Origin of the sequence: Mycobacterium genavense ATCC 51234 (assembly GCF_000526915.1) — a bacterium.
In the GTDB taxonomy this organism is placed as follows: domain Bacteria; phylum Actinomycetota; class Actinomycetes; order Mycobacteriales; family Mycobacteriaceae; genus Mycobacterium; species Mycobacterium genavense.
Map to the genome: position 1 here is coordinate 225,324 of NZ_JAGZ01000003.1, position 25,606 is coordinate 250,929.

The window sequence follows — 25,606 nt, forward strand, 5'->3', positions numbered from 1 at the left end:
GGCATGGCCCTTCAGACTCTCGCGAGCCTGGTGATCCAGGCCCGGGAGTCTGAAGGGTCGATTACGTCATCAAGTTCGAACGTCGTGGCGGCCCGAAGCGCCTTACCGTGTTGGTAGGCCGCCGCCACCAGCTTGTCGAACAGCTGCACGCGTTCGGCGGGTGAGGCCGCCGCGGCCAGCTCCTTGCTGAAGCCGAGCCGCACCGCGCCTTCCAGGCCCACGATGCCGATCTCGCCCGTCGGCCAGGCGACGGTGAATTGCGGGGCGTGAAAAGAGCCCCCACCATGGCCATTGCGCCCAGGCCGTAGCCCTTGCGCAAGACGATCATGCCCAGCGGCACCGTCAGCCGCGCGCCCAGCACGAACATTTGGCCGAACCGGCGGACCGCGGCCTGCTTCCGCGTCCGGGCCGACCATGAATCCCGGTGTATCGCACAGCGAAATCACCGGCAGCCGAAACGATTCACACAAACTGAGAAAGTCGCCGGCCTTGTCGGCGGCCTCCGCGTCGATCGCCCCACCCAAATGGTGGCTGCTGTTGGCCAGCAGCCCGTACGCCACGCCCACCACCCGCACCAGCGCGGTGACGATCCCGACGCCGTAGTCGGGGCGCAGCTCGAGTACTGAGCCGACGTCGACGATCGCCGCGATCGCCCGGCGCACGTCGTAGACGCGTAACCTGTTCTCCGGCACCACATGTCGGGCCAGCCATGGGTCCGGTGCCGCCCAGTCACCGACGCTGCCCTGGAAGTACGACAGATACTGCTTGGCCAGCGACACCGCGTGCGCTTCGTCCCGCGCGACCAGGCTCACCACCCCGTTGTGCTGCTGCACGTCGATCGGGCCGATCGCCTCGGGCGGATACACCCCGAGCCCACCGCCCTCGATCATCGCCGGCCTGCCCATCCCGATGTTGGCGTCCGGCGTCGCGATGATCACGTCGCACACCCCGGCCAACGCGGCGTTGCCGGCGAAGCAACGCCCGGAGACGATCGATACCAGCGGCACCCGACCGCGCAGTCCGGCCAGCACCCGGAAGGTCGGCACGTCCAGCCCGGCGGCGCCGCCGACGTCGGTGTCGCCGGGCCGTCCACCACCGCCTTCGGCAAACAGCACCACCGGCAAGCCTTTTCGGCCGGCCATGTCGAAGACGCGGTCGGTCTTGGCGTGGTTACGCATGCCCTGCGTTCCGGCGAGCACCGTGTAGTCGTAGGACACCACCACCGCCTCGGCCGCGGCCCGCCCGAACCGGTCGGCGCCGATGGTCGCCAAGCCGGCAACCAGCCCGTCGGCCGGGGTGTTGGCGATCAGATCCTCGTCCGAGCGCCGGCTGCGTTGGGCGGCGATGGCCAGCGCGCCGTACTCGACGAAGCTGCCGTCGTCGATCAGGTCGGCGATGTTCTCCCGGGCGGTGCGGCGGCCCAGGTGGTGCCGCTTGGCGACCGCCGCTGCCCGGCCCTCGTCGAGCGTGAGCAGATGCCGGCGCCGGACCTCGTCGAGGTCGGCGCGCGGCCGGTCGAGATCGATTGCAGGAACGCAGGACTCGCCGCCCACGCCGGCCCCGGTGCGGGCGAAGACGACCAACGGGTCCCCGGTTCGGACGACCTGACCTGGCGTCACGAGATTGCGCTGCGTGCGCAGCGCATCCGGCGCGACGAGCACGTGCTGCATTTTCATCGCCTCCAGCACGACCAGCTGGTCGCCGGGCGATACCTCGGCGCCCTCGGGTGTCATCTCCACCACCGTTCCGGCTAGCTGGGCGCGCAGCACTTCCTCACCGGGATGCAGCTCCACCGGCGCCACTCGGGTGTCATGCTCGTGCGTCAGCGCCGCGGCCGCCAGCTCGGGCAGCTTCGCGTCGAGGAAGCCGGTCGTCACCACACCCGACTGAATCTGACTGTCGGACAACAGCTCCTGCAGAAATCTGATGTTGGTGCGCACACCCTCGATGCCCAACTCGGCCAGTGCGGCGCGCGACTTGCGCAGCGCCACCTGCAGCGACGACCTGCGGACGTGGGTGACGACCTTGGCCAGCAGCGAATCGTAGCGTGCAGTCAACGTCAGCCCCGTCCGACCGAAGGTGTCGACGCGCACCCCCGGGCCACTCGGCGGCGAGAACACCATCAGGGTGCCCCGCCGCGGGCGCCACCGTCCCGTCCGGGGTCAGGGTCTCCGTGTTGACCCGGGCCTGTATCGCGATGCCGCACCGGGCGGCGGGCTCGCCGATGACTTCCTCACCGTCAGAAGCGATTCCGGACGGCAACCCCAACTGGTAGTAGGATGCGCCTCCGGCGATCGCGAGCTGGGCGGCCACCAAATCCACTCCGGTGGTCTCCTCGGTGATGGTGTGCTCGACCTGGATGCGCGGGTTGATCTCCAGGAAGACGAACATCTCACCGGCAACCAGGAATTCGACGGTGGCCAGCCCGCGCAGGCCCGCTCGGCCGCACAACCGGGCCGCGGCCAGGTGCAGCTCGCGACGCAGGGAATCCGAAAGCCCTTGCGCCGGCGCTATTGCGACGATTTTCTGGTAGCGGCGCTGGATGCTGCAGTAGCGGTCGCCCAGGGCAAGCGCATGCGTTTGGGGCCCGGCCGGCGCCGCGACGATCTGCACCTCGATATGGCGGGCGTTGTCGAGCAGCGCCTCGATGAACACGGCGGGATTGTCGAACCCCAGTTGCGCCTCGGCGGCGCACTGGCGGTAGGCGTTGTCGATCTGGTCGGCGCTGTCCACTCGGCGCATCCCGCGACCGCTTCCGCCGGCCAGCGCCTTGATCATGATGACCCCGTCGTGGGCGGCGAAGAATGCGCGGACGTCCTCGAAGCTGCTGGGCCCCGCGGTGGCCGGCAAGACCGGCACGCCCGCGGCGACCGCGGCGGCACGCGCCGCGGACTTGTTGCCGACCGTCTCGAGCACAGCGGCATCCGGCCCCACGAACGTGTGCCCGGCGGTTGCGCACGCACGCGCGAAATCGGCGTTCTCCGCGAGGAAGCCGTAGCCCGGGTGGATCAGCTGCGCCTTGGCGTTTTTCGCCGTGGCCAGGATCGAGGACTGATCCAGGTAGGCGTCGGGACCGCTACCGAGCAGCCCGATCGCCTCGTCCACCGCATGCACGTGCGGGCTCTCGGCGTCGTCCTCGGCGTAGACCGCGACCGTCTGCATGCCCAATTCCGTTGCAGTGCGGATGATCCGGAGTACAATCTCGCCGCGGTTGGCGATCAACAGGGAGTGTGGCAAACAGCAGCCTCAACTTTGGCAGCGCGACTGGGGCACAACGATCAACCAGGAGGACCTACTTGGGACACTTTTGGTTTTTTGGTTTGTCGTCGGCGAACCGATGTGTCGTCTCAGCGTGGAAGTGTCGGCCCGGGATCAAGACGCTTACCTGCATTTGTGGAACGTAATCGGGCATCAGCTCGGCGTATGCCATGACCTGTTGGTGTTCGACGTCGGCGAGGCCAACGCGCTCGTCGACCTCATCCGTGGCAGGCAGTTCAAGGCGTCACCCGAAGGGCAGGACATGACTCGTGCGCTCCTCGTGCTGCTCGACCAGCTAACGCCCTTTCATCGGTTTGACGATACGATCCCACCGTTGATCCGCCATCTGATCGGCGACAAAACCGCGGACCTGTTGCTCGTGCCGCGGTCGGATCTCGGGGGCGAGGTCAGGCGGATCGCGCGCATCAGCAATTGGTTCTATGTTCACGTTTTCGGCCGCCCGGACAAGGGTGATTCCGCGCGTTATGAATTCGTGTTGGACATTGCCCGTCCATTCGGGCGCAATCTACTCCGCGGGATGTTCGAGCTCGAGCGAGGGGGTGAACGGGCTCCGTTCGCCTTGCCCGATCGTCTTGCACGCAGCTGGGAGCTTTCGGCCTGATTCAGCGGCTACTGATAGTGGCCACGACGTTCGGCAACGTATCGGCGAATCACGCTCGTCCTGAACGGAATTCACTCCATCAACCGGGTGGCCACGGTCGCCCCGAGATTCCAGCATGCCTCGACGTCGGTCCTGCTCGGCTTACCCGAAACCACCACGGTCTCCGCGACTTTCACCCAGCCCAGGCCGGTCGTGATTTCGTCGACCGCCCGCTGCGCCCCCTCGGTGCCCTCGTTGCCGTGCAGGTACAAGCCGAACGGTCGTCCCTGTGTCGAATCGAGCAATTGGTAATAGGCACAGTCGAATGCGTGCTTGAGCGCACCCGAGATGTAGCCGAGGTTGGCCGTCGTGCCGAGCAGATACCCATCGGCCCGCAACATCTCGACGGGCGAGACCGTCAGCGCCGCTCGCCGAACGACTTCCACTCCCTCGATCTCGGGGTCGGTCGCCCCAGCCAGCACCGCCTCGAACATCTCCTGGCAGTGCGGCGACGGCGTGTGGTGCACGATCAGCAGCGTCTTGCTCACGGACGCCCCTCCTGTAGCTGCACGGCCGTCTTCATGGCCTCGCGGGCGCGGCGGCGGTCCCCCGCGTAGTCGTAGGCCCGGGCCAGCCGATACCAATGCCGCCAGTCGTCCGGGTGGGCCTCCACCTCGGTGCGCACCGTGGCGAACAGCGCGTCGGCCGCATCGCGCTGGATGCGACCCGACGGCCGCCGCGGCAGCGCGCTGGCGTCGAGTTCCATCCCTTCTTCGGCGATCAGGCGGGCCAACTTCTGGTGCGCGAACCCGGCTCGCAGCGTGGTGACCATCGCCCACAGCCCGATCACCGGCATGATCAGCACCGCCAGCCCGAGTCCGATGGCGGCGGCCCGGCCCGAGGCGATCATCGCGACGGCCAACCGCCCCAGCAGCACGAAGTACAGCAACATCGCCGCGCCCAGGAACGCGATCAGCAATTGCGTGCGCAGCAACCTGCTCATTGCAGATTGAGCATGGGCTCCAGCCCCACCGTCAGCCCTGGCCGTTCTGAAATACGGCGCACCGCCAGCAGCACGCCCGGCACGAACGAGGTGCGGTCCAGGCTGTCGTGGCGGATGGTCAACGTCTCCCCCTCGGTGCCGAATAGCACCTCCTGGTGCGCGACCAGCCCCGCCAGCCGCACCGAGTGCACCGGGATGCCGTCGACGTCGGCGCCGCGGGCGCCCGGTAGACCGGTGCTGGTGGCATCGGGGTTGGGCGGCAAGCCTTTTCGCGACTCGGCGATCAACTTCGCGGTACGCGTCGCGGTGCCCGACGGTGCGTCGGCCTTGTGCGGGTGATGCAGCTCGACGACCTCGGCGGAGTCGAAGAATGGCGCCGCCTGCTTGGCGAAATGCATGGACAGCACCGCACCGATCGCGAAGTTCGGCGCGATCAGCACCGACGTTTTCGGGCTGTCGGCCAGCCAGGCCTCGACCTGCCGCAGCCGCTCGGCGGTGAAGCCGGTGGTGCCGACCACGGCGTGAATCCCGTTGCCGATCAGGAACTCCAGGTTGCCCATCACCACGTCGGGGTGGGTGAAGTCGATCACGACCTCGGTGTTGTGCTCGGTCAGCAGACTGATCGGGTCGCCGGCGTCGACCTCGGCAGACAGCGTCAGATCGTCGGCGGCCCGCACCGCCGCCACCATCGCCGACCCGACCTTGCCCTTGGCACCCAGCACTCCTACCCGCATGGCCTTCACCCTAGACGGGCACCCGGACGGGCCTCGTGCGCAGGCGGCACCTTGGCCGCAGCCAGAGTTTCATGGCCCGTTGCCGCGCGTAATCGTGGGCGCTTTCATGGGGACTTTGTCGCCGGGTGCAGCTTGGTTGGTTGATCCCGGTCCCGGCGGAGGAATCCGCTGCGCAGGACGCCGGTGGCCCCGCGATTGGCTGGCTCGAACTACGCTTGCGGCAGCATGATTCGGGATGAACGCATCGAGTTATCGTGCGGCCCTGCATATTTCCGCCGCTCAGGCCGATGGTCTGGGCGATGTGACCAGGCTGTCGTTGGCGTCGGCCTGAGGAAGTCAGGTCGGTGTACCGAACGGCGGCTCTTTCGGGCTGGCGGCGTCCAGGGCGGAGTCGGAACCAAATTTCAAAGACGCCGTCGGCCAAGAACGTTGGGTCCATAATCGATCAAGGTTTGGCCTGACCGACTCGGCTCCGGGTGGAAGCGCTACGCGCTCGACAGAGCTGTATATCCGCTCCATGCACGACCGTACCGCCGCACGTGCGCGCCGTTCCGCCATGCCCCAGGAAGCCGCTTCGGCTGCCAGATCATCGACGTCGATGCGGTCGATACTCGTCTTGCCGTTAATCACATGGCCGGTGCCCTTGAACGCGGGATCCAGGTGCCTGATCGGCGAGGCATCGTAGATCGGGGCCAGGTGCACGGTCCCGTCGCGGCCAATCATCATTGAGTAGTTTTTCGAGTGCGCGTCAGCATTACCAATCACGACGTTAAACGTGACGGCCTGCAGCAACGTCAGGCGAAACCCGTCAGGGTCCAACGCTCTGGGTGCGGCCGCGCGTGCTATGCGTCGTAGCCGCGAACCGGAACGCGTTGCTTCACTGGTGCTCTCGTATTTGGCGGCAGGATCCAGACCTAGCGCCTGACAGAAATCTTCCTGATGCAGCCGATTGCCCTCAGGGGTTCGGTCATAGCGGACCACGACGATGGCCTCGCGTTCACCGAACCGCGCTAATCGCGACTCCGCAGCATTGATGCCTGCCCCGTGTGCCACTCGTAGCGCCCAATCTTCCGTCTGAATGAGATGCTCTACGGCGCCACCGAGTGGCTCGGGTTTGATGATGTGCGTTGACGCCGCACCCGCTTCGGGCCAGCCCCATTCACCGTTGGAAAGAGCCACTAATAGCACTTTGTCCTGAATGCCGGCGAGCGATGCCTGTGGTGTGGCACCCTCGGGCAGATGGTAGGTCGGCAGGTCCTCGATCAGCCTGTCGATCTCCTGTTTCGTCAAACGGCGGATCTGACCGGCACCGGGCTTTGCTCCGTGGCGAAGGATTTGGACAGCACCGGCACATTCACCGCCTACCCGTTCTAATAGCGTCATCGGGTCGTTGATCGGTACGCGAGCCTCAGTCGCGATGTGACGACGTAGGTTGCCTTCCGGCAGAAGACCTTCGATGAACGCCGACACTTGCAACTTGTCGTCACGGTCTTGGATGGGTTTTCGCGAGATGGGTAACGCCAAGGACAGGACTCGGCTTCCCTCGCCGAAGGTGTCGAGCGCCTCCTCGGTGAACTCCAGACGCAGGCGAAACCGGTGTGGCTCGCTCAGCCTTGCGACGTGGACGCCGTACAACCAAACGTCAAGCGCTTTGCGTGCCATCGACTGTCGTCATTCGGGAGAACTTCGGCACCAGCGCGAGCGCCACGCCGCACTCCGAGAGCGCGCGCATCGCTATGTCGACGCTGACAGATTCGCCCCGCTCCAGACGGGAGATGGTCATCCGAGTGACTCCGATACGGTTGGCCAGCTCATCCTGGTTGAAGCCGCGGTCTCGGCGCGCGCGCCGGATGTGTTCGCCGAGTTCGACGGTGTCGTATATCAGCGGGACGGGATGAGGCATATTTCGATCATACGACCGATATAGCCAAATGATCATTATTTCGATCATCGGATCCAAGTCATCGAAGGATCGAAATTTTGATCAAGTATGCTGGAGACCGGGCTAGTGGTCCAGGGCCCACCCCAAGCGGCTGGCGGATGGCGACGAGGCTACTTCTTGAACCGCCCCGCGAAGGCCCGCAGCGGAAGGTCGGCGCTGGTGATCAGCCCGGGCGGCGCGGCCACCACCGACCTGATCGACGCGAGGGCGGGCATCCCGGTGACGGTCATGCCGATGGAGGCGAAGTTGTCCGGGTTGGACAGGTCCACACCGGGCTTCGGGAAGATCATGTGCTTGTTGTATACGCACGGGTCGCCCTTGATCTGGGTGATGTAGCAGCCCTTGATATCCCAGTGCGGATCGGTGTGCGGGGTCATCTGCCATTCCAGGTGGGTTTCGACGCGTGGCACCCCGTCCACCATGCCCTGGTACTTGATGTAGTTGCCGCCCAGCGAGCCCTTCGGCAGCGTGTACCAGCCCAGGTCGATGTCCTTGGTGCAGGCACCCAGTTCGTAGCTGAACTTGACCTCGTCGAGTTTCAGGTCGAAGCAGTCGGCCATCATCAACACGCTGTCGGCGAACACCCGGGTGTACTTCTCCAACTTGGCCGGGATCGACGGATCAGCCACGGGCAGGCCATAACCCACCTCGATCCAGGTGTCCTTGGAGTGGTGGCACGACACGTCGACGGACTCGATCGTGGTGACGTTCTCGATATCGGCGATGTCGGCCGAGCACACCACGCCGAGGATCTGGTTGAGCCCCGGGTTCATTCCGGTGCCGTAGAAGGTCGCGCCGCCCTTGGCGCATGACTCGGCCAGCAGCTGGGTCACCGGCTTGCCGGACGGGTGCGGGTGGTTGGTGTCGCGATGCCATCCGGTGATCCAGTCGGCGGTGTGACGATGTCGATGCCCGCCTCCAGCACTTTGACATAGAGGTCCTCGTCGGGAAACACGCCATGAAAGGTGACGACGTCAGCTCCGCTTTCGATGATCTCCTCGATGCTGCCGGTAAATTTCACCCCGTTGCACCCGATACCGGCGAATTCACCGGTGTCCTTGCCGACCTTCTCCGGCGAATAGGCATGCACGCCAATGAGTTCGAGATCGGGCTGGGTCGCGATCCGCCTGATCATCTCCGAGCCCACGTTTCCACTTCCGACTTGGAAGACGCGGATCGGTGCAGCGGGTGCGGTCATTGCCTTCAGCCTTCCTGGGATGCTGCGTACACTTCGGCGGCGCTGCCACCGATGCCGTCGGGATAGAACTGCTTGGCCCACTTGCGGATTGCCGTGAACCCCGCGTACTCGTCGGTGGCCAGCTCGGGCGGATCCGAATACCGCTGGTGCTGCCAGATTTCGATGTCCTGCTCGAACTGCCGGATGACTTCTCGGCCGAACTCGGCAGCCTTGGTCTGGGCGCGAACCGGATCCTTGTGCGGCGCGCGGCCGATGTACACCATGAACCGGACATCGGAGGTGCACTCGTCGACCGGGGTGATCGCCGAGATGGTGCGGTTGTCGACCATGCCCCAGCTCTTGGTCACCGCGATGCCCAGCCCGCCATTGATCGCCTCGACGCCGCTGTTGACGTCCTCGATCCGCTGCCCGTCGTCGCCTTCGAAGGTGATGGTGAAGTCCACGAACGACACCGGCTCGCCGAAGTCGTGCCGGGTGAACACCGGCACGATCGGCGTGTTGTGCACGTACTTGAAGTGCGCGAAGTCCACCCCGTTTTCCAGCACGTACTGCGGGTGCAGCTCCAAGCCGGCGCGGTACAGCCGTTGTTGCGGGTAGTAGTCGTCGGAACTGCTACCGTCGCCGAACGCGGCGAACACGTCCGGGGCGTCGAAGAACGGCTCGCGACGCTGCACGTCGTGCCAGATGTAGACGGACTCGTTGCGCTCCACCACGGGGTAGGTGCGCACCCGACGCCCGCGGTTGGGCCGGTCTTGATACGGGATGCACACGTTGCGGCCCTCATGACTCCACTACCAGCCATGGAACGGGCACTGCAAGACCTCGCCGACGACCTTGCCGCCGTAGCCCAGATGTGCCCCCAAATGTTCGCCATAGGCGTTCATCACGGTGAGCCGGCCGGAATCGGCCCGCCAGGCGACCATTTCGATGTCGAAGTACTTCATCTTGTGGACGTCCCCGACGCCGATCTCCTCGGACCAGGCGACCTGGAGCCATCCGGTCGGTTTCATCGACAACGGCGGCTTAGCCATCGAACTCAGCCATCGAACTCAGCCATCACAGCTGCCCTCCTCGCAACGAATGATAGCGGCGTCGGCTCGGACAATCACAGTACCCTCTATGAAGAAGTTAGTGGGGCCGGCCGACGCGCACAAGCCATCGATTACGATCGGCCGATGGCGCAGCGGGCTACCAGGCACGTTTCGGAGGCCGGCATCGCGGGCCGGCGGCCGAACCGGCGCGGCAGCGCAACCCGGGAGAACATGCTCGAGGCCGCGTTGCGGTCGCTGGGCTCGGGCGAGCCGGGCTCGGTGTCGGCCAATCGCATCGCCAAGGACATCGGCGCCACCTGGGGTGCGGTGCAGTATCAGTTCGGCGACACCGACGGTTTCTGGGCGGCCGTGCTGCACCGCACCGCCGAGCGACGCGCGGCGACGTTCTCCTCGTTGTCGACTCCGGTGCGACCGAACGCACCGCTGCGCGAGCGCGTCAGCGCCATCATCGAAACCCTGTACCGCGGTCTGGCGTCGCCGGATTCACGCGCGATCGAGAATCTGCGCGCCGCCCTCCCCCGTGACCCCGCCGAGCTGGAGCGCCTCTATCCGCGCACCGCCGCGGAGTTGTTCTCCTGGGGCAAGAGTTGGCTGGAAACCTGTCAGAACGCCTTTTCCGGGCTCGATGTCGACCCGGAGCGGGTTCGCGAGGTGGCCGCGCTGATTCCTGGCGCGATGCGTGGCCTGGTGTCCGAGCGTCAACTTGGCTCGTACGCCGACCTCGACATGGCCCGGCGAGGTCTGACCAATGCGCTGGTCGCCTATCTCGAGCACTCCCGGCGGCAATGACCTTAAGGTGGCCCTGTGAAATCGAGGACGTCAAGATCCGCCGGGCCGGGCCAAGAGATTTCGAGAAGGTTGCGGCCATGCACTATCCGGTGTGGCGGCAATCCTTCGCCGGAATTCTGGACGATTACCTGCTCGACGTGATCGCGACACCGAGATTGTGGGCCACCGTGAAGTACCCGGAAGCGCTGATGCAGCCGGGGTGGGGCATGTGGGTTGCCGAGGCCCGCGGCAAGCTGCTGGGAATGACGGTCTTCGGGCCCGAAGCCGCCAGCACCGAAAATGTGCAGATCGACGCCCTCTACACCGCGGACGAGGCCAAGGGTCTCGGCGTCGACGTGCGCCTGCTCGACAAGGCGGTGCGCACCTCGTCGGGCGACGTGGTGCTGTGGTGTGCGGAAAAGAACGACGCGGCACGAAAATTCTACGAAGACAACGACTTTCAGCTCGACGGCCGCACCCTGGTCTGGGAACCGCTGCCCGGTGTGAGCGTGTCCCACGTGGGTTATCGGCGGCGCCGATCAGCACCCGAAGGCTGACCGCTCAGGCGTCGATGACGAGCCGGTCGGCCTTGGCCCGCGACACGCAGACCAGCATCTCGTCCTCACCCACGGCCGTGCGCCCACGGTGATCGACCTGTCCGGCAAGCACTTTCACCTTGCACGTCCCGCAGAACCCCTGCTGACAGGAGTACGGGGTGGTCGGGTCGAGGTCGCGCATCACGTCCCGCGCGGACCGGTTGGCCGGAACACCCACCACCCGCCGCGCCCGCGCCAGCTCGAGTTCGAACGCGACCCCGTCGACGACCGGTGGCGGGCTGAACCGTTCGTAATGCAGCGGCGCCTCGGCGTGTTCGTTGCGGGCCAACCGAACCGCCTCGAGCATGCCGGTCGGGCCGCACACGTAGACGGCGGTGGCGGGCCCGGCCCCGACCAGCAGGTCGTCGACCGCGGCGGCGCGGCCGCGTTCATCGTCGGCCCAGACCGTCACCCGGTCCGGCGCCGCCGCCACCACTTCGTCCAGAAACGGCATGTACTCCCGGCTGCGACCGGCATAGATTGCCCGCCAATCGATTCCGCGTTGCTGGGCCGCCTGGATCATCGGCAGGATCGGGGTCACGCCGATGCCGCCGATCACGAACAACACGTCACGCTCGGACGAACCGAGATAGAACGCGTTACGCGGCCCTTCGAATAGCAGCGTGTCGCCCACGCCATACGTGTCGTGCATCTCGATCGAACCGCCGCCGTCGGGCATCCGGCGCACGGCGATGCGGTAGTCGGTGCGCCGCCCGGGCGGGCCGCACAACGAGTACTGGCGTCGTCGCCCCGAGGGCAGCAACACATCGATATGGCCGCCGGGGGTCCACGACGGCAGCAGCCCGCCGTCCGGGTCGGCCAGCGTCAACGCGACCACATCGGGTGCGACGAGTTCGCGTTTGGCGACGACGGCGGACAGGGTGCGCCGCACCGGCTTGATCCGCGAGGACTCCCAGCGTGACACCGAGCTGAATCCGTCGAACAGCACCCGGATCCCGCACAGCACGGCACCGAGCCGGTCCCGGTCGCGCCGGCCGTAGAGGTCGGCCGGCCGGCTGGTCCAGATGCTTTCCCGCACAGGCAATCCCCCCGCCCTGCTTACGTCGGCCGAATATCCAACCGCGCCAGTAGCCGGATCGCCGACGGGCTGATCCGGCGCATCGCGTAGCCGATCCTGGATTCGGCGGCGACCGGCAACACCGCGGGGCCGGTCTTGATCGCCTTGACAATCGCCTCGGCCACGGCCTCCGGGCTGTAGTTGCGGCGCCGGTAGGCCGCGTCGGCCTTGTCCCGGGCGCGCTCCTGCTCGGCGTCCGACATCCCGGCGTAGACGGTGTTCTTGGCGATATCGGTGTTGACGAATCCGGGACACACCGCGGTGACGGTGATGCCCTCGTCGGCGAAGTCGGCGCGCAGCGATTCGCTGAATCCCAGCACCGCCGCCTTCGTGGTGCTGTAGGCGACCATGGACTTCGACGGTAGATATGCCGACGCGGAGGCCACGTTGATGATCGCGCCGCCCTCGCCACGGTCGACCATCTGCGCGCCGAACGCCCGGCTGCCGGAGATCACCCCGCGCAGGTTGACCCCGATGATGTCCTCCCAGTTCTCCGGGCTGGTGTCCAGGAATCGGCCCACCATCCCGATCCCGGCATTGTTCACCAGGATGTCGACCACGCCATGGTCGTTGAGTACTTGTGCGGCAAGGTCGTTCATCGCGTCTTCGTCGCTGACGTCGGTCTGGTACACCGCGGCCTCGGCGCACGCGGCGCGAACCGCGTCCGCGGTTTCGTTGGCCGCAGCCGGGTTTCGATCGACGATGATCACCTTGCGGGCGCCGTGGCGGGCCAGTTCCACCGCGGTGGCCCGGCCGATGCCGGCACCCGCACCGGTGACCAACGCCAGCTTGCCCGGTATCTCGTGCGGGCCGCCCCGCACGGACGGCTCACCGGCGGTGAGGGTGCCGGCGACGCTGCGGTCGATCCACTCACTGGTCAGCCGGGCCACCACGTCGGGACGCGACGTCACCACCCAGTGACCGCCCTCGATCGAAACCACCCTGCCCCCAGCGGGTATCGCGCTGGTGAAGCGCTGCAGGGCGGGCGTCACGAACAGGTCCATGCGTGGCACCAGCACCTGCACCGCGACGTTGGTCTGGGGCAGTTCGCGTCCCGGCATCAGCATCGGCGAGGGCATGTTGGCGCGGTAGAGGTTCAACCCGTTGACATAATCGGCGACCGAGCGCGGCGTGGCGCGGCGCTGACTGCGGGTGCTCGATCGGCCGATGCGTTCCACGGCCTCAACGACTTTCACGCCGATGCCGGAATGAAACGCGGCCTCCGGCACGCACGGGCACAGAAAGAAGCCGATATACGTCGACGCCATCAGCTGCCCGGCGACCTGGGCCAGCGTCCGCGGATTGCGCGCCGAACGCAAGAACCTGCCCGCGTACTGCAGATGCGGACCCGAGATCGAGGTGAACGACACGATCTTGTCCATCACCGATTCGTCGGTGACGGCCGCCCAGGCCTGGATCGAGCCCCAGTCGTGGGCCAGCAGGTGGACCTGCTCGACCCCGAGGCTGTCGATCACCGCGGCCAGATCGGACACCAGATGTTCGAACGCATAGCCGGATTGTTTTGCCGGACGCGATGATTCGCCCGCCCCGCGGACATCGTAGGCGACGAAGTTGTACCGGCCCGCGTAGTTCTGCGCGAACTCCTCGGCGACCGGATCCCAGACGTGGTGGTTATCGGGCCAGCCGTGAATGGCCAGGATGGTCGGTCGCTGCGGGTCGATTTCCGTGTAGCGATGGACGGCCAGGGCCACACCGTTGGATGCGGTGAATCCGAAGTCGATGGTCATAGCTCAGTGCGATGCCCTTGCTGCGGGAGAGACGGCCAGATAGTCGACTGCTCGCCCGAGCCCGCCCAGCTGCGAGGGGTGAAAGCCCGGCCGGTAGTAGTCGGCGATACCACGCAGGAAGCGTAGCGGGCCGGGCAACAGGCCCCGGCGGGCCGCTTTGACGTAGTCGCGCCAGTGCGGCTTGGTGCCCGGGGGCAACAGCGGATCCACCGAATACAGGTACCGCACACCACGAATCCACAGCAGCAACATCGCCGGCGAGACCACCAGCTGGGCGCGCACCCGCCGCCAGTACCCGGCCCGCAGATGCGTCATGGTGTCGAAGGCCACCGCCTTGTGCTCGACCTCTTCGGCACCATGCCAGCGCAGCATGTCCAGCATCACCGGATCGGTGCCGATGGCGTCGTGCGCCGGGGTGTTCAAAATCCACTCGCCCAGGATCGCGGTGTAGTGCTCGATCGAGAAGATGAACGAGACCTGCTCGGCTAGCCAGCGCTCCTGGCGCCGTTTGCTCCACTCCGGCTTGGGCCCCAGCAGCTTCTCGAACATCCACCTGATCTGACCGGTGTAGGGCGTCACGTCGATGCCCCGCGCCTCGAACCGGGCGAGCACGCCCGAGTGCGCCTGCGAATGCACGGCCTCCTGGCCGATGAAGCCCTGCACGTCCAGCCGCAACTGGTCATCCCGGATCAACGGGAGCGCGCGCTTGAACACCTCGACGAAGAACTCCTCACCCGCGGGCAACAGCAGGTGCAGGACGTTGAGCATGTGCGTGGTGAACGGCTCGCCGGGCACGTAGTGCACCGGTAGCGCCGCCCAGTCGAAGGCCACGTCACGTGCCTCGAGCACGAGCCGCTCGTGGTCCAGCGATGCGTCATGCGCACGCGCGGCCTGGTCGTCGACGGCGAACATGTGACCCCTCCGACAAAGTCGTCTCGGTGAACATCGGGCAGGGCAAGTATAAGTTCGCGACGCGAATATGCGAAACCGCCGGTACCGGGTTTCTGCTTTGTCAGTGGGCCGCCACGTTGCGGCGCAGGTCGTACTGGCCGGGGTCGGGTTTCGCCAGCATCCAGCGGTGTTCGGCCGGCGTGAGGGGCCACACTTCGGGCATGCCGTCCTTGTTGAGGTACCAGCTGCTGCAGCCGGTGGTCCACACGGTGTCAGGCATCGCGGCCCGCAGCTTCGCGTTGAATCGCTCGGTCGCCGCGGCCGTGGGCTCGATCGTGTCGAATTCGCCGCGGCGCCAGCGCTCGATCCAGCTCACGATGTGGTCGGCCTGCGATTCGGCCACGGTGGTCAGCGCGAGATTGCGCACCGGACTGTGCGGGCCGAGCATCATGAAGAAGTTCGGGAAGCCGGACAGCGCAACGGTTTGATAGGCGCGGGGACCGTCGCGTCAGACCTCGTTGGCGCAGATCCCGTCGCGGCCGATCAGCTCCATCGGCCGGAAGAACGCATGCGTATCGAATCCCGTTGCCAGCACGATGATGTCGGCCTCGTGCAGCACGCCGTCGGCGGTGACGATGCCGCGCCGTTCCACGTGGTCTATGTCGGCGGTCACCAGCTCGACGTCGTCGCGCTGCATGGCCCGGTAGAAGCCATTCGACATCACCAGCCGCTTGCAGGCCGGCGTGTAGTCAGGGGTCAGGGCCCGGCGCAGCTGCGGATCGCGAATCTCCCAGAGGCTGGCGCGGCACAGCGCCGCCATGATCTTCCGGCGCAGGCCCGGCTTGGTCAGTCCGACCGAGAAGAAGTCGTATCCCGCGCTGTAGATGCGGTACGCCCACGCATCCAGCCACGGCATCTTGCGGCGGGTGATTCCGGTGAACCTGCTGCAGCGCGGATTGACCAGCCGCAGCACCCATTGCGGGGTGCGTTGAAACGTCAACACCTTGCCCGCCACACCGGCCAGCCCGCAGACCAGCTGGACTCCGGTGGATCCGTTGCCTATCAACGCGATTCGGCGTCCCCACAACACCACGTCATGGTCCCAGCGGGCCGAATGGAAGACGGAGCCGCCGAAGTGCTCCAGCCCGGCGATCGACGGCAGGCGCGGGTGATGGAGCACACCGGTCGCCGAGATCAGGAACTCGACCTTACTTTCCTCGCCGGCCTTCGTGCGCAGCACCCATCGGCCGCCGTCGAAACGGGCATGGACGATTTCGGTGCCGAACCGGATCCGCTCGCGCAGTCCGTATTGGTCGCCGATGCCGCGAAAGTAGGCCTGGATTTCGCCGCCCGGCGAGAACAAGCGCGACCAGTTCGGATTCCGCGCGAAGCTGTACTGGAAAATCCGCGAGGGTGATGTCGCAGACCAGACCGGGATAGGTGTTCTCCCGCCAGGTGCCGCCTACCTCGTCGGCCTTTTCATACACGGTGAAATCGGTTATGCCGTTGCGCTGCAAGGCGATTGCGATGCACATGCCCGACATGCCGGCTCCGACGACGGCCACGGTGGGATCGCGTCGCGTCGTCGGTGCCGACACGCACCGGTCGTTCATCCGCAAATCATAAGCCTAGATCGGGGCTGCGCCGCGGAGATGTTCGAAGATCAACGAGGTCTGCGTTCCGGCGACGTCGGCGTCGGCGTTGAGGTTGTCCACCACGAAGGAACGCAGGTCTTCGGTGTCGCGGGCAGCGACGTGCAGGATGAAATCGTCTGCGCCGGCGAGGAAATAGACGTCCATCACCTGCCGCCTACCCCGGATCTGGTGGATGAAGCTGCGGATCTTGCCGCGCGCGTTGGATTGCAGGGTCACCGAGATCATCGCCTGGAGCGGAATTCCCGCCGCGACCGGGTCGATGTCGGTGTAGAAGCCCCGGATCACGCCGAGGTCGACCAGCCGCCGCACCCGTCCATGACACGTCGACGCCGCGATTCCGACCGCCTCGGCAAGCGCGTTGTTGGTGATTCACGCGTCGGCGTGCAGCAGGCTGAGAATTCTGCGGTCCACGTCGTCGAGATCGGCGGGCCGAATATTCTTCGGCGCCTCAGCCAGGCCACCGACAATATCTGTTGACTTATCGGTCATATGTCGATTTTACAGAATTACATCAGCATGTTTGCCGCTTTATCGAAGTTTCTTCACAATTGAACCATGCGAGTCGGCATCCCCACCGAGACCAAAAACAACGAGTTCCGGGTGGCGATCACCCCGGCGGGCGTCGCCGAACTGACGCAACGCGGCCACGAGGTGCTGGTCCAGGCCGGCGCCGGAGAGGGGTCGGCGATCACCGACATGGAGTTCAAGGCGGCGGGTGCGCAGCTGCTCAGTTCCGCCGAGCAGGTGTGGGCCGACGCCGACCTGCTGCTCAAGGTCAAGGAACCGATGCCCGCCGAGTACGCGCTGCTGCGCTCCGAGCAGGTGCTGTTCACCTATCTGCACCTGGCGGCATCGCGCGCCTGCACGGACGCGCTGTTGACTTCCGGTACCACGTCGATCGCGTACGAGACCGTGCAGACCGCCGACGGCGCACTGCCGTTGCTGGCCCCGATGAGCGAGGTCGCCGGCCGGCTGTCCGCCCAGATCGGGGCGTATCACCTGATGCGCACGCAGGGCGGACGCGGTGTGCTGATGGGCGGGGTGCCGGGCGTCAAGCCCGCCGACGTGGTGGTTGTCGGCGCCGGCACCGCCGGCTACAACGCGACCCGGGTGGCCAGCGGCATGGGCGCCAGCGTCCGGGTGCTGGACCTCAACATCGACAAGCTGCGCCTGCTCGACGCCGAATTCGCCGGCCACATCCAGACCCGCTACTCGTCGGCCTACGAGCTCGAAGGGGCGGTCCGGCACGCCGATCTGGTGATCGGCGCCGTCCTGGTGCCCGGCTCCAAGGCGCCCAAGCTGATCGCCAATTCGCTTGTCGTGCAGATGAAACCGGGCGCGGTGTTGGTGGACATCTCGATCGACCAGGGCGGGTGCTTCGAGGATTCGCGGCCCACCACCCACGACGACCCGACGTTCACCGTGCACGATGCGCTGTTCTACTGCGTGGCCAACATGCCCAGCGCGGTCCCCAAGACCTCGACCTACGCGCTGACCAATGCGACCATGCCGTACGTGCTGCGGCTCGCCGACCTGGGCTGGGCGCAGGCCTGCCGGTCGGATCCGGCTCTGACAAAAGGCCTTTCGACACACCGGGGCGCGCTGCTGTCCGAGCGGGTGGCCGCCGACCTGGGCCTGCAGTTCACCGAACCGGCCGGCGTGCTGGCCCAGGCGCCGCGCTAGTCGTCGGGGTTGAGACTGGCGACGATATCGGCCACCGGGCCCGCCTGCGCCTGACGGAAAGCCGTTCCCGCCCAGAGGCTCATGCCCTGGGGATCTTCCCGCTCGGTCGCGGCCTCCCGGATCGGCAGCGTCATCTGGTTGACCTCGGGATAGCCCAGCGGCGCCACGGTGTCGAACAGGCGAATGAATTCGTTCTCCAGACTGCGGGCGTACCGGCCGGAGAACGCCCGCGTGACGATGGTTTTGGCGAACAGCTGATTCTTCATCGCGACACGTTGCGCCGTGCTGGTGCCCGCTTCGTCGCTGAGCAGCAGCGCGGTCCCCACCTGTGCGGCCACCGCCCCCCGGCGCAGCACACCGGCGACATCCTCGGCGGTGCCCAGCCCACCCGCGGCGATGATGGGGACGTCGCGATGGGCCCGGTGGATGCGGTCGATCAGCTGGTGCAGCGACTCGCTGCCGGGATCCATGTCGGGAGCAAAGGTGGCACGGTTCCCGCCGGCGTTCGGCCCCTGGACCACCAGGCTGTCCGCACCGGCGGCGACGGCCACCCCGGCCTCGTAAAGCGATGTCACCGTGACCATCACCAACAGGCCCAGCGCGCTGAACCGCCTGACCACATCCGGCGACGGCACTCCGTAGGTGAACGACACCAGTTCCGGACGCAGGTCGGCGACGACTTCGAGCTTGCGGGCCCAGTCGTCGTCGTGGCCGAATTCGGGCCGGCCCACGTAGACCTGGTAGTGCTCGGCGATCGATTCCAGCGCCTCGGCGTAGTAGTCCAGTGCCACCCAGTCGGCGACACTGGGTTGCGGCACAAGCAGGTTCACCCCGAGCGGGCCGGTGGTGGCGGCGCGCGCCGCGGCAAGGTCTTCGGCGAACCGGTCGGCGCTCACGTACCCGGCGGGGACGAAACCGAGTCCGCCGGCGTTGGACACCGCCGCCGCCAACGCCGGGCTACCGGGTCCGCCCGACATCGGTGCGCCCACGATGGGCACCGCGATATCCCAAAAACCCAGTACCATCCGGCTACTCCGCCGACGATGAGCACCGGCACGGCGCGAGTAAGGAGGCGGACATTTGAGCTAATTTACCATCGCCCGAAGTTGTTGCGGCAGTGATCGTTTCGAAGCATACGGGCCCACGACGGCAGCGCCGAAGCGCTTGCTCAGCAGCTGGCTTGCCACCGCATTGACGTCCTCGACGGTGACGTCGTCGATCTTCCGCAGGGTGTGCTCGATGCTGCGGTGCTTGCCATAGTTCAGTTCGCTACGACCGATGCGGCTCATACGAGAACTGGAGTCTTCCAGGCCGAGAACGATCCCGCCACGCAGAGAACCTTTGGCGATGCGGCACTCGGCCTCGGTGATGCCGTCGCGGGCCACCGATTCGAGCACCTCGCTGGTCACCCGCATCACGTCGGCGAACCGCTCGGGCAGGCACGCGGCGTACACCGACAGCGCACCACTGTCGGAGAACATGTCGACCGAGGAGTAGACCGAGTAGGCCAGCCCACGCAGTTCGCGCACCTCCTGGAACAGCCGCGAGCTCAGCCCGCCCCCCAGCGCGGTGTGCAGCACCGACAACGCCCAGCGATGTTCCCAGGCGCGCCCGGGGGTGCGCACGCCCAGCAACACGTGGGTCTGCTCGGCATCGCGCTTGGCCACCGACAGTCCCGGTCGGCCGTTCACCCGTCCGGTGCCCTTGCGCGGCGAAATAGGCTGGCGCCCACGCACCAGACGCGATCCGAAGTGCCGGCGCACCAGGGTGACCACCTCGTCGTGGTCGACGTTGCCGGCCACCGCGACCACCATCCGCTCCGGGGTGTAGCGCCGCATGTGGAAGGAGTGCAGTTGCGACCGGGTCATCGCCGACACCGATTGCGCGGTACCGATCACCGGGCGCCCGACCGGGTGATCACCGAACAGCGCCGCGAGGAACATGTCGCCCAGCGCGTCCTCCGGGTCGTCGTCGCGCATCGCGATTTCCTCGAGGACGACATCGCGTTCCACCTCGACGTCCTCGACCGCGCAGCGCCCGTTCAGCACCACATCGGCGACCAGGTCGACGGCCAGCTCGAGATCACTGTCGAGCACGTGCGCGTAGTAGCAGGTGTGCTCCTTGGCGGTGAACGCGTTCAGCTCGCCGCCGACGGCATCCATCGCCTGGGCGATGTCCACCGCGGTGCGGGTCGGCGTGGATTTGAACAGCAGATGCTCGAGGAAGTGCGCCGCACCGGCGACGGTCGCGCCCTCATCGCGCGACCCGACACCGACCCACACCCCGACCGACGCCGACCGCACCGCGGGCAGATACTCGGTGACCACCCGCAGCCCACCCGGCAACGTGGTGCGGCGCACGGTGGTCTGCAGCGCGGGTTCGGCTTCGGCGGCATGCTTGCCGCGCCGCAGGGCACCCACTCGAGGCGAGCGCGCCCGGGGTCGGTCAGCTGCTGGCTGTCGCGGCATCGGCCGGCGCGGTCTCCGGGGAATCTGCAGCGGGTGCCGCGCCGTCTTCTTCGACCAGGACCAGCGAGATCTTGCCCCGTTTGTCGACGTCGGCGATCTCCACCCGCAGCTTGTCGCCGACGTTCACCACGTCCTCGACCTTGGCGATGCGCTTGCCCTTACCGAGCTTGGAGATGTGCACCAGACCGTCGCGACCGGGCAGCAGCGACACGAAAGCTCCGAAATCCGTTGTCTTGACCACGGTTCCGAGGAATCGCTCGCCCACCGTTGGCAGCTGCGGGTTGGCGATCGCGTTGATCCGGTCGATCGCGGCCTGCGCCGAGGGACCGTCGGTAGCGCCGACGAACACGGTGCCGTCGTCTTCGATGGAGATCTGCGCGCCGGTCTCTTCGGTGATCGCGTTGATGACCTTGCCCTTGGGCCCGATGACCTCGCCGATCTTGTCGACCGGCACCTTGATTGTGGTCACCCGCGGCGCGTACGGGCTCATCTCGTCGGGGGTGTCGATGGCCTCGGCCATCACCTCGAGGATGGTGAGTCGGGCGTCCTTGGCCTGGGCCAGCGCACTCGCAAGCACCTGCGACGGAATGCCGTCGAGCTTGGTGTCCAGCTGCAGCGCGGTGACAAAGTCCTTGGTGCCGGCGCATTTGAAGTCCATGTCGCCGAACGCGTCCTCGGCGCCGAGGATGTCGGTCAGGGTGACAAAGCGTGTCTCGCCGTCGACCTCGTCGGAGACCAGGCCCATCGCGATGCCGGCCACCGGCGCCTTGAGCGGCACCCCGGCGTTCAGCAGCGCCAGCGTGGACGCGCAGACCGATCCCATCGACGTCGAACCGTTGGAGCCCAACGCTTCCGAGACCTGACGGATCGCGTAGGGGAACTCCTCGACGCTGGGCAGCACCGGGATCAGGGCCCGCTCGGCCAGCGCGCCGTGCCCGATCTCGCGCCGCTTGGGCGAACCGACGCGGCCGGTCTCGCCGGTGGAGAACGGCGGGAAGTTGTAGTGGTGCATGTAGCGCTTGGAGGTCTCCGGCCCCAGCGAGTCGATCTGCTGGGCCATCTTGACCATGTCCAGCGTGGTGACGCCCAGGATCTGGGTTTCGCCGCGCTCGAACAGCGCGCTGCCGTGCGCCCGCGGCACGACGGCGACCTCGGCGCTCAAGGCGCGGATGTCGGTGATGCCGCGGCCGTCGATGCGGAAGTGGTCGGTCAGGATGCGCTGGCGGACCAGCTTCTTGGTCAGCGAGCGGAACGCGGCGCTGACCTCTTTCTCGCGACCCTCGTAGGTCCCGGAGTCCCCGGCGAGGCGTTCGATGACCTTGGCCTTGAGCTCGTCGGTGCGCGCGTCGCGCTCGGCCTTGCCGCCGATGGTCAGCGCCTTGGCCAGTTCGTCGGTGGCCACCGAGGCGACCGAGTAGTAGACGTCTTCGGCGTAGTCCGGGAAGGTCGGGTACTCGGCGACGGGCTTGGCGGCCGCGTCGGCCAGCTCCTGCTGCGCGGTGCACAGCGCGGCGATGAACGGCTTGGCGGATTCCAGCCCTTGGGCCACAACGGTTTCCGTCGGAGCCTGGGCGCCGCCCTCGACGAGTTCGATGACCTTTTCGGTGGCCTCGGCCTCGACCATCATGATCGCGACGTCGGGCTTGCCTTGATCATCGGTGCCGACGATGCGACCGGCCACGACCATGTCGAACACGGCGCCCTCGAGCTGCTCGACGGTGGGGAAGGCGACCCACTGGCCGTCGATCAGCGCGACCCGCACGCCCCCGATGGGGCCGGAGAACGGCAGCCCGCTGATCTGGGTGGAGGCCGACGCGGCGTTGATCGCCAGCACGTCGTACAGGTCGTTGGGGTCCAGGCTCAGGATCGTCACCACGACCTGAATCTCGTTGCGCAGGCCGGAGATGAACGACGGCCGCAGCGGGCGGTCGATCAGCCGGCAGGTCAGGATCGCGTCGGTCGACGGCCGGCCCTCGCGACGGAAGAACGAGCCGGGGATGCGGCCGGCGGCGTACATCCGCTCCTCGACGTCGACCGTCAGCGGGAAGAAGTCGAAGTGTTCCTTGGGCGACTTGCTGGCGGTCGTCGCCGACAGCAGCATGTTCTCGTCGTCGAGGTAGGCGACGACGGCACCGGCGGCCTGCAGGGCCAGCCGGCCGGTCTCGAAGCGAACGGTGCGGGTACCGAAGGTCCCGTTGTCGATTGTGGCGGTCGACTCGAACACGCCTTCATCAATTTGAGCTACAGACATGGGTGTCCGTACAGCCTCTCTGAGTTATTCAGCTATTTCGCGTCGTCACACGCGACCCGCAAGGGTCCGGGGCTGCCCTGAACAAAGAGTCTGAATACGGCTACGGCCATCGATCGAAGCGGCCGAGAAGCCCCAGATCCGGAGCGCCCGGCTGCCACTACCGAAGACCGCCCGATACAGACTGGGCTGCTCCCGTCATGACACGCTGGAACGGAACACGCGGATCTGCGCGGACCGCACCGTTTGTTCGGGCCTGACCGGCCCAGAACGCATCCACTCTACATGGGCGAACTTGGCTCGCCAGAATGACGTGGGATCGGCCGTGCGTCAGCGACGCAGGCCCAGCCGATCGATCAGCGAACGGTAGCGCTCGACGTCGATGTGCGAGATGTACTTGATCAGCCGGCGCCGACGACCCACCAGCAGCAGCAACCCGCGCCGCGAGTGGTGGTCGTGCTTGTGCACCTTGAGGTGTTCGGTGAGGTCGGCGATCCGCTTGGTCAGCAGCGCGATCTGCGCCTCCGGCGACCCGGTGTCGGTGTCGTGCAGGCCGTATTGGCCCAGAATTTCTTTTTTCTGCTCGGCGGTAAGCGCCACGAAATTAACTCCATCAATCGGTCCGCGAAGGTTGTATGTCCGGGCGCGGCCACCGCGAACCGCAGCACGCGCCGATGTCGTCCGGCAGTTTAGCAGCCAACAGGTGCCCGACCCGAATCGTCGGATGCCGGTCAGCGCTGGTCAGTCCGAGAGCAGGCTGCGGGTCCGGTCGGTGTCGACGCCGATCTCGGCCACCAGTTCCTTCACCGAATCGAACTTATGCTGTCCGCGGATGCGCGCGACGAAGTCCAGCGCGACATGCTGTCCGTACAGGTCAGCGTTGGTATCGAGGACGAACGCTTCCACGGTGCGGGTGCGCCCGGAGAAGGTGGGGTTGGTGCCGACGGAGACGGCGGCCTGGTAGCGCTCCCCCGGGACGACGGTGCCGGTCACCGGTCCGTGCCCGAGCACGGTGCACCAGGCGGCATAGACGCCGTCGGCCGGGATGGCCGAGTACATCGGCGGTGCGACGTTCGCGGTGGGAAAGCCCAACTCGGCGCCTCGCCCGTAACCGCGGACGACGACGCCCTCGACGCGGTGCGGACGGCCCAGCGCCTCGGTGGCCGCCACCATGTCGCCGGCGTCGACGCAGGAGCGGATGTAGGTGGACGAGAACGTCACGGTCTCGTTGCTGTGGTGCTCGGACAGCAGCGACATCGACTCGACGGCGAATCCGAACCGGTCACCGGCCTTGCGCAGGGTCCCGACCGTGCCGAGCGCCTTCTTGCCGAAGGTGAAGTTCTCCCCCACCACGACCTCGACGACATGGAGATGCTCCACCAGTAACTCGTGGACGTAGCGCTCCGGCGTGAGCTTCATGAAGTCCGTGGTGAACGGCATCACCAGGAAGACGTCGACGCCCAGCTCCTCGACGAGCTCGGCGCGGCGGGTCAGCGTCGTCAGCTGCGCCGGATGACTGCCTGGATAGACCACTTCCATCGGATGCGGGTCGAACGTCATCAGCACGGTATGCACGTTGCGTGCCCGCCCGGCTTTCACCGCATGGGCGATCAATTCGGCATGACCGCGGTGCACACCGTCGAACACCCCGATCGTGAGGACGCATCGGCCCCAATCAGTGGGGATCTCGTCTTGGCCGCGCCACCGCTGCACGCCGCAAGCCTACGATGCGTACCGGCCCGACGCGCCGTAAGATCCCGATTCCGCAGTACCGGGGCCGGTGTTTCGGCACCGCGACACCGCCCGGCACGGCCAGCACGCCGAATCAGACCTAGATTGCCTAAACTTTTTGTTTGTGAGGGCTGACGACGAGGCTGGCGGTCTCACCGCGGTTGGCCAGGACTATCTCAAGGTCATCTGGAATGCCCAGGAGTGGTCCCCCGATGGCACGCCGCAAAAGGTCAGCACCAAGATGTTGGCCGACCGGATCGGGGTGTCGGCCAGCACCGCCTCGGAGTCCATCCGCAAACTCGCCGAGCAGGGACTGGTCCATCACCCGAAGTACGGCGCGGTGACCCTGACCGACGCGGGCCGGCGCGCGGCGCTGGAGGTGGTGCGCCGGCACCGGCTGCTGGAGACCTTCCTGGTCAACGAGCTCGGCTACGGGTGGGACGAGGTGCACGACGAGGCCGAGGTGCTCGAGCACGCGGTGTCGGATCGGTTGGTGGACCGCATCGACGCCAAGCTGGGATTCCCGCAGCGCGATCCGCACGGTGACCCCATCCCGGCGTCCGACGGGCAGGTGCCCACCCCGCCGGCCCGCCAGCTGTGGGCGTGCGCCGAGGGCGAAACCGCGACGGTGGCCCGCATCTCCGACAAGGACCCCGAGATGCTGCGGTATTTCGACAGCGTCGAGATCAACCTCGACTCCCGGGTGCGGGTGGTGGCGCGCCGCGAATTCGCCGGCATAATCTCGGTCGCGATCCAAGCACTCGGCGGCGCAGAGGCCACCGTCGATCTCGGCAGTCCCGCCGCCCGGGCAATCTGGGTCGTGCCATAGCGCGGCGTCGCTTCCTCGCGCCGTCCTCGCGGCTTCCGCGCGTCTTACTCGCGGCTTTTTCGCGCCGAACGTGCTCTGATGCCGACAATCCGGCGGATTTTCCGCCATGAGAACACGTTCGGC

General features: G+C 66.7%; 18 protein-coding genes and 5 pseudogenes. 5 read left to right on the forward strand and 18 right to left on the reverse strand.

Annotated features, from left to right (window positions below; translation table 11 throughout):
- Positions 1-11: 11 nt before the first annotated feature.
- Positions 12-3,237: pseudogene (locus tag T428_RS26705) on the reverse strand (acetyl-CoA carboxylase family protein).
- Here T428_RS26705 and T428_RS31030 point away from each other — a divergent pair.
- Positions 3,212-3,880: an oxygenase MpaB family protein gene (locus T428_RS31030; RefSeq protein WP_169733633.1), complete on the forward strand. Its 669-nt coding sequence runs from the start codon at positions 3,212-3,214 to the stop codon at positions 3,878-3,880. The pseudogene T428_RS26705 and the gene T428_RS31030 sit on opposite strands and share 26 nt — an antisense overlap.
- A gap of 71 nt (positions 3,881-3,951) precedes the next feature.
- On the opposite strand, the gene T428_RS0108780 is transcribed toward T428_RS31030, so the two are convergent.
- The 7 genes and pseudogenes from T428_RS0108780 to T428_RS26720 all read right to left on the reverse strand — a co-directional run bounded on the left by T428_RS0108780 (position 3,952) and on the right by T428_RS26720 (position 9,767).
- Complete coding sequence (locus tag T428_RS0108780) at positions 3,952-4,353, reverse strand: flavodoxin family protein (RefSeq protein WP_169733640.1); 402 nt, start codon at positions 4,351-4,353, stop codon at positions 3,952-3,954.
- A gap of 50 nt (positions 4,354-4,403) precedes the next feature.
- On the reverse strand, positions 4,404-4,862 hold the full coding sequence (locus T428_RS0108785) for a hypothetical protein (RefSeq protein WP_025736179.1): 459 nt from the start codon (positions 4,860-4,862) through the stop codon (positions 4,404-4,406).
- Positions 4,859-5,596, reverse strand: coding sequence for a 4-hydroxy-tetrahydrodipicolinate reductase (gene dapB, locus T428_RS0108790; protein ID WP_025736180.1), 738 nt, complete (start codon positions 5,594-5,596; stop codon positions 4,859-4,861). The genes T428_RS0108785 and dapB overlap by 4 nt, the downstream gene beginning before the upstream one ends.
- Positions 5,597-5,932: 336 nt before the next feature.
- Entirely contained in the window at positions 5,933-7,258 is a 1,326-nt protein-coding gene (locus T428_RS0108795; RefSeq protein WP_025736181.1) for a type II toxin-antitoxin system HipA family toxin, read from the reverse strand.
- The gene (locus tag T428_RS0108800) at positions 7,239-7,547 is read right to left on the reverse strand and encodes a helix-turn-helix transcriptional regulator (RefSeq protein WP_025736182.1); all 309 of its coding nucleotides are present in this window, start codon (positions 7,545-7,547) and stop codon (positions 7,239-7,241) included. Before T428_RS0108800 ends, T428_RS0108795 begins: the two co-directional genes overlap by 20 nt.
- Before the next feature lie 101 nt (positions 7,548-7,648).
- Positions 7,649-8,736 (reverse strand): annotated as a pseudogene (locus T428_RS26715) (NAD(P)H-dependent amine dehydrogenase family protein).
- Between the two features lie 5 nt (positions 8,737-8,741).
- A pseudogene (locus T428_RS26720) lies at positions 8,742-9,767 on the reverse strand (aromatic ring-hydroxylating dioxygenase subunit alpha).
- Between the two features lie 231 nt (positions 9,768-9,998).
- Between T428_RS26720 and T428_RS0108815 the strand changes: the two are divergent.
- Together T428_RS0108815 and T428_RS0108820 are read left to right on the forward strand one after the other, a co-directional pair.
- Positions 9,999-10,577 carry a TetR/AcrR family transcriptional regulator gene (locus T428_RS0108815; RefSeq protein ID WP_025736183.1) on the forward strand — a complete coding sequence of 193 codons (579 nt, stop codon included), beginning with the start codon at positions 9,999-10,001 and terminating at the stop codon, positions 10,575-10,577.
- 77 nt (positions 10,578-10,654) lie between these two features.
- Entirely contained in the window at positions 10,655-11,113 is a 459-nt protein-coding gene (locus tag T428_RS0108820; RefSeq protein ID WP_025736184.1) for a GNAT family N-acetyltransferase, read from the forward strand.
- Positions 11,114-11,117: 4 nt separating this feature from the next.
- On the opposite strand, the gene T428_RS0108825 is transcribed toward T428_RS0108820, so the two are convergent.
- From T428_RS0108825 to aldR, 5 genes and pseudogenes are all read right to left on the reverse strand, one after another.
- Entirely contained in the window at positions 11,118-12,191 is a 1,074-nt protein-coding gene (locus T428_RS0108825) for a PDR/VanB family oxidoreductase (protein WP_425412014.1), read from the reverse strand.
- Between the two features lie 20 nt (positions 12,192-12,211).
- Complete coding sequence (locus T428_RS0108830; RefSeq protein WP_025736186.1) at positions 12,212-13,978, reverse strand: SDR family oxidoreductase; 1,767 nt, start codon at positions 13,976-13,978, stop codon at positions 12,212-12,214.
- Between the two features lie 3 nt (positions 13,979-13,981).
- Positions 13,982-14,890, reverse strand: a complete 909-nt coding sequence (locus T428_RS0108835; RefSeq protein ID WP_025736187.1) for a metal-dependent hydrolase — start codon at positions 14,888-14,890, stop codon at positions 13,982-13,984.
- Between the two features lie 100 nt (positions 14,891-14,990).
- Positions 14,991-16,482: pseudogene (locus T428_RS26725) on the reverse strand (flavin-containing monooxygenase).
- 15 nt (positions 16,483-16,497) lie between these two features.
- A pseudogene (gene aldR / locus T428_RS26730) lies at positions 16,498-17,013 on the reverse strand (HTH-type transcriptional regulator AldR).
- A gap of 66 nt (positions 17,014-17,079) precedes the next feature.
- Here aldR and ald point away from each other — a divergent pair.
- Positions 17,080-18,207 carry an alanine dehydrogenase gene (gene ald / locus T428_RS0108850; protein WP_025736188.1) on the forward strand — a complete coding sequence of 376 codons (1,128 nt, stop codon included), beginning with the start codon at positions 17,080-17,082 and terminating at the stop codon, positions 18,205-18,207.
- Here the strand turns inward: ald and T428_RS0108855 are convergent.
- From T428_RS0108855 to T428_RS0108875, 5 genes are all read right to left on the reverse strand, one after another.
- Entirely contained in the window at positions 18,204-19,232 is a 1,029-nt protein-coding gene (locus tag T428_RS0108855) for a nitronate monooxygenase (protein ID WP_025736189.1), read from the reverse strand. The two genes, ald and T428_RS0108855, sit on opposite strands and share 4 nt — an antisense overlap.
- Positions 19,233-19,292: 60 nt before the next feature.
- Positions 19,293-20,675, reverse strand: coding sequence for a M16 family metallopeptidase (locus T428_RS0108860; RefSeq protein WP_025736190.1), 1,383 nt, complete (start codon positions 20,673-20,675; stop codon positions 19,293-19,295).
- Positions 20,653-22,926, reverse strand: a complete 2,274-nt coding sequence (locus T428_RS0108865) for a polyribonucleotide nucleotidyltransferase (RefSeq protein ID WP_036467576.1) — start codon at positions 22,924-22,926, stop codon at positions 20,653-20,655. Before T428_RS0108865 ends, T428_RS0108860 begins: the two co-directional genes overlap by 23 nt.
- A 327-nt stretch (positions 22,927-23,253) precedes the next feature.
- On the reverse strand, positions 23,254-23,523 hold the full coding sequence (gene rpsO, locus T428_RS0108870; RefSeq protein ID WP_025736192.1) for a 30S ribosomal protein S15: 270 nt from the start codon (positions 23,521-23,523) through the stop codon (positions 23,254-23,256).
- Between the two features lie 141 nt (positions 23,524-23,664).
- A complete protein-coding gene (locus T428_RS0108875) occupies positions 23,665-24,636 on the reverse strand; it encodes a bifunctional riboflavin kinase/FAD synthetase (RefSeq protein ID WP_025736193.1) in 972 nt (323 codons plus the stop codon).
- Positions 24,637-24,778: 142 nt separating this feature from the next.
- On the opposite strand from T428_RS0108875, the gene mntR reads away from it, so the two are divergent.
- Complete coding sequence (gene mntR, locus T428_RS0108880) at positions 24,779-25,483, forward strand: manganese-binding transcriptional regulator MntR (protein WP_025736194.1); 705 nt, start codon at positions 24,779-24,781, stop codon at positions 25,481-25,483.
- Positions 25,484-25,606: the final 123 nt, after the last annotated feature.

Bases quoted from the DNA above. Each gene is read 5' to 3' on its own strand.
- T428_RS0108780 (WP_169733640.1), bottom strand. From the start codon at position 4,353: ATGTTCGAGGCGGTGCTGGCTGGGGCGACCGACCCCGAGATCGAGGGA.
- T428_RS0108785 (WP_025736179.1), bottom strand. From the start codon at position 4,862: ATGAGCAGGTTGCTGCGCACGCAATTGCTGATCGCGTTCCTGGGCGCG.
- dapB (WP_025736180.1), bottom strand. From the start codon at position 5,596: ATGCGGGTAGGAGTGCTGGGTGCCAAGGGCAAGGTCGGGTCGGCGATG.
- T428_RS0108795 (WP_025736181.1), bottom strand. From the start codon at position 7,258: ATGGCACGCAAAGCGCTTGACGTTTGGTTGTACGGCGTCCACGTCGCA.
- T428_RS0108800 (WP_025736182.1), bottom strand. From the start codon at position 7,547: ATGATCGAAATAATGATCATTTGGCTATATCGGTCGTATGATCGAAAT.
- T428_RS0108815 (WP_025736183.1), top strand. From the start codon at position 9,999: ATGCTCGAGGCCGCGTTGCGGTCGCTGGGCTCGGGCGAGCCGGGCTCG.
- T428_RS0108820 (WP_025736184.1), top strand. From the start codon at position 10,655: ATGCACTATCCGGTGTGGCGGCAATCCTTCGCCGGAATTCTGGACGAT.
- T428_RS0108830 (WP_025736186.1), bottom strand. From the start codon at position 13,978: ATGACCATCGACTTCGGATTCACCGCATCCAACGGTGTGGCCCTGGCC.
- T428_RS0108835 (WP_025736187.1), bottom strand. From the start codon at position 14,890: ATGTTCGCCGTCGACGACCAGGCCGCGCGTGCGCATGACGCATCGCTG.
- ald (WP_025736188.1), top strand. From the start codon at position 17,080: ATGCGAGTCGGCATCCCCACCGAGACCAAAAACAACGAGTTCCGGGTG.
- T428_RS0108855 (WP_025736189.1), bottom strand. From the start codon at position 19,232: ATGGTACTGGGTTTTTGGGATATCGCGGTGCCCATCGTGGGCGCACCG.
- T428_RS0108860 (WP_025736190.1), bottom strand. From the start codon at position 20,675: ATGCCGCGACAGCCAGCAGCTGACCGACCCCGGGCGCGCTCGCCTCGA.
- T428_RS0108865 (WP_036467576.1), bottom strand. From the start codon at position 22,926: ATGTCTGTAGCTCAAATTGATGAAGGCGTGTTCGAGTCGACCGCCACA.